Annotated in this window: 3 protein-coding genes; all 3 read right to left on the bottom strand. The window is 37.0% G+C overall.

Annotated features, from left to right (window positions below; genetic code table 11):
* Positions 1-279: 279 nt before the first annotated feature.
* On the bottom strand, positions 280-1,356 hold the full coding sequence (gene rlmN / locus JHC35_RS09305) for a 23S rRNA (adenine(2503)-C(2))-methyltransferase RlmN (RefSeq protein ID WP_295044623.1): 1,077 nt from the start codon (positions 1,354-1,356) through the stop codon (positions 280-282).
* A gap of 19 nt (positions 1,357-1,375) precedes the next feature.
* Positions 1,376-2,242, bottom strand: coding sequence for a DUF4435 domain-containing protein (locus tag JHC35_RS09300; protein WP_295044621.1), 867 nt, complete (start codon positions 2,240-2,242; stop codon positions 1,376-1,378).
* A partial coding sequence (locus JHC35_RS09295) for an AAA family ATPase (protein ID WP_295044618.1) occupies positions 2,232-3,408 on the bottom strand: 1,177 nt, incomplete at its 5' end. The genes JHC35_RS09295 and JHC35_RS09300, both read right to left, overlap by 11 nt.

Raw genomic sequence — 3,408 nt, 5'->3', positions numbered from 1 at the left:
TTTAACCGATTTCATTTTTGGCATCGACTTGATCCTTTCGCAAAAATTCTCTAAATGAGAAGCGAATTATATCATAAAAAAAGTGAGAAAGAGCCTTAATCCTCTTTCATCACTGCCCACACAAAACCACCCAAACCACCCAAAACCACTACCGCGATAAACCCCATTTGCACCCAATCCATTCCTGACATATGTTTCCTTTTTATAATACATCCCGATAGTTGCGCTAACACTCTGTTTCCCTCGGCGGGAAGCCCACGCGCAGTATACCGCGCTTTATTAAACACCCTCTTTGGACAACTCTTTCTCTTTGAGCTGACCACACGCCGCACTAATATCCAACCCTTTGGAGTCACGGATGGTACACAACACCCCATGATTAACCAAATACTCTTGAAACGCTACCATATCCGCACGGGTAGGACGACCATAGTCTGATCCCTCGTAGGGGTTGAAATAGATGAGATTGACCTTAGCTTTAATCCCATGCAACAGTTTGACCAATTTTTTGGCAGAGACCAAATCATCGTTTTTGTTTTTGATCACGAGATACTCAAACATCACCCGTTTGCGTGTATCGATGGGGAACCGTTTGACCGCCTCGATGATGGAGGCGATGTTGTACGCTTTGTTCATGGGGATAAGTTCGCTACGAAGCTCATCATCCACGGCATGAAGACTGATCGCGATATGAACGCCCAAATCCATTTGTCCCAATTTATCAATCTTACTACTTAAACCACTGGTCGAGACCGTTTGGCGTTTTCCACTGATGCTAAGACCCTCTTCATCTTTAAAAATCGTAATCGCACGAGCGAGATTGTCCAAATTATCCAGTGGCTCCCCCATCCCCATATAGACGATATTAAGCCGTCGATGGGCAGCTAAACCATTGTCCATTTTGACCGCCAACACTTGGGCGACAATCTCCCCGGCGGTTAGGTCACGGGTAAATCCCCCCTTAGCCGTGAGACAAAACGAACACCCCACTTTGCATCCCACTTGGGTCGAGACACAGACGGTGAAACGAGCTTCCTGCTCAATGTTTCCCTCCTCATCGATGCTCTCCTCTTTCATCTTCAGCCAGACGGTCTCGATGGTTTTTCCATCACCCAGTTCAAAAAGATATTTAATTGTCCCATCGGTGGAACACTCTTTGCGCGCGATTTTCAACGGCATAAGGGTATATTCCTGTGCCAATGATTCCCGCATCGCTTTGGGCAAATTAGCCATCACCTCAAAACTCTGGGCGTATTGATGATAGATCCATCCCCAGATTTGTTTAGCACGAAACGAGGGTTTCACCATTGAAGCAAGTTCCCCTTTGGTATAGTCCAAAATCGATTTTTTATCCACGAAGTAGCCCTTTATGAAGTTAAGATGCAAATAATGTTTTGTGTGAATTGGATGACCAATTCATTAGGGACACATATAAGTTAGTTTTTTTAAAATAGTCTAATGAATACGATAGTCTTAAAGCACTTTCAATTTTATCACCATTAAGATTATTGCCTAATGCCAAAGCAATGAGTTTAGTTAAATCATGCCCACAACAGATTTGTAATTTATCTGCTGATAGTGTTTTCAAATGCAGTATTGCATCGTCTAACTCTTGAGAAGCTATTGATAAAGCAGAATTTTTCTTTTTGGAATCATCAAGTAATCGTGCACATAATTTTTCTTTATCAAGATTCAATTGGTAATCATTTTGTTGCACAAAAATCTTAAAATCCAAGTTCTTAAACAAGAGTTTATTGCTGATTTGCTTATGATTAAACCATCGCAAATAACCAATAGTGATTGCACTATCATAAATGTTTTTTTTAAGATTTGAGAGAAATTCAGCGTTATTCGATTGTGTATGTGCGTATTCACAAATAAGTGATTGTAAAGCATCCGATTCTATCATCGATACTTCCATGTCATGGTAATCGGTTGTAAATAGATTTTCTATGGCTTGAGTTTCTTCTAAATGGTCAAAATCTGCATCTTTAATACCAATAACCTGAGAATAGCCTTCAGTAAGTAATATTTGGAGAGCTTGAATGACTTTCTCTTTTCCTTGGAGTGAGTCTACTTCAACTTTATTCAGATCAAAAAGCTTTTTGAACAATCTAATATCTGTTTCGCCCTCAAGTAATACAAAAACTTTCGCTTCATTAGACGGATAGTTGAGTATTAATCGAATAGCAACTAACTTAGAAGATAACTCATTAGCCGTTTCTCTTAGACTATTTGACAATTTCAGACTCCTCCAAATTAACGGTCAAATCCCATCTTTCATCAATAATAAAGGGTGAATGGGTCGCAATGACTATATCTATTTTTTGGAGCTTAATAATCTCTTCTATATCTCTCAAAAATGCTTTTTGCCATACGACGTGAAGTGATATTTCAGGCTCATCAATAAGGACTAATGAATTCTCTTTAACATTAAAAAGAAGTTCAAAAAGTAAAACAACCTCATGCTGTTCACCCGAAGAGAGTTCAGTCAGCTTGAGGATATCCCCTTTTTTGGTTTTGAAGATAAATCCCTGTTCTTTGTCTATTTCAATAGATTTAAAAGTAAACCGTCGTTCATTGAGTATTTGCGTAAAAAGCTCTATTTTTTGCACTAGAGCATCAAAGACAGAAAGTTTTGTTTCATTATCTGCAATATAGAGAGACAATGCTTTTTTTTCACTCTCATCAATACGTTCACTTGCTAAAAGTGAACTATCATCATCCAATTTTAATAAACCGTATTCTGAAATTTTTTGTCGTTTTGTTTGTAATGCGGTTAATTTAACTTTTAATTCCTCAATAGAAAAAGAGTTACTATTTTGTCCAAAAAGTCTTTTTGGAAAACTATTATCAAGCGATTGCGTGATTTGTGCGTATTCACCAATTTTTTGTTTAATAAGTTTACTTAATTCTTTGGAATATTTTTCGATGCTATCGGTAATAACAATTTCTTCTCTCATACGATGGTCAGAGATAGGCTGTCGTAAAATCAGTCGTTGTTCTTGGATAAAATAGACACTCATTGCTTTCAAAAATCGGGAAAGTTCTTTAGGAATTTTCCCATTAATCCGTTCTAAAATATGCTCAGGAAATTCGTTGTTGTATTTTTCTAGTATCTCTTCCGTTGTTAATCGTTCACCTGATAATTCATTAAGCCATCGATCCGCACCTACTCTTCGTATAAAGCGTGGTGTAAAATCTTCAATCATACGAGAAGGTAAAAAGTCTTTCATTTCTCTATCCATCTCTTTAGAAGGATAAATAAATGAAACTGGTCTTTTATCATTCTCATTTAAAATAAGTTCTATTCTTTTCTCTTTTTTGATTATTTCTAAAGTGTCATTATTATCAAAAGTAAAAATAATTTTATCAAATACCAATTTCGTAAAAAAAGTAAACTTATTA

Origin of the sequence: Sulfuricurvum sp., from assembly GCF_022759005.1 — a bacterium.
Lineage (GTDB): Bacteria > Campylobacterota > Campylobacteria > Campylobacterales > Sulfurimonadaceae > Sulfuricurvum.
Note: the sequence above shows the minus strand (reverse complement) of the source record. Positions and strands in the feature narration are given on the sequence as shown.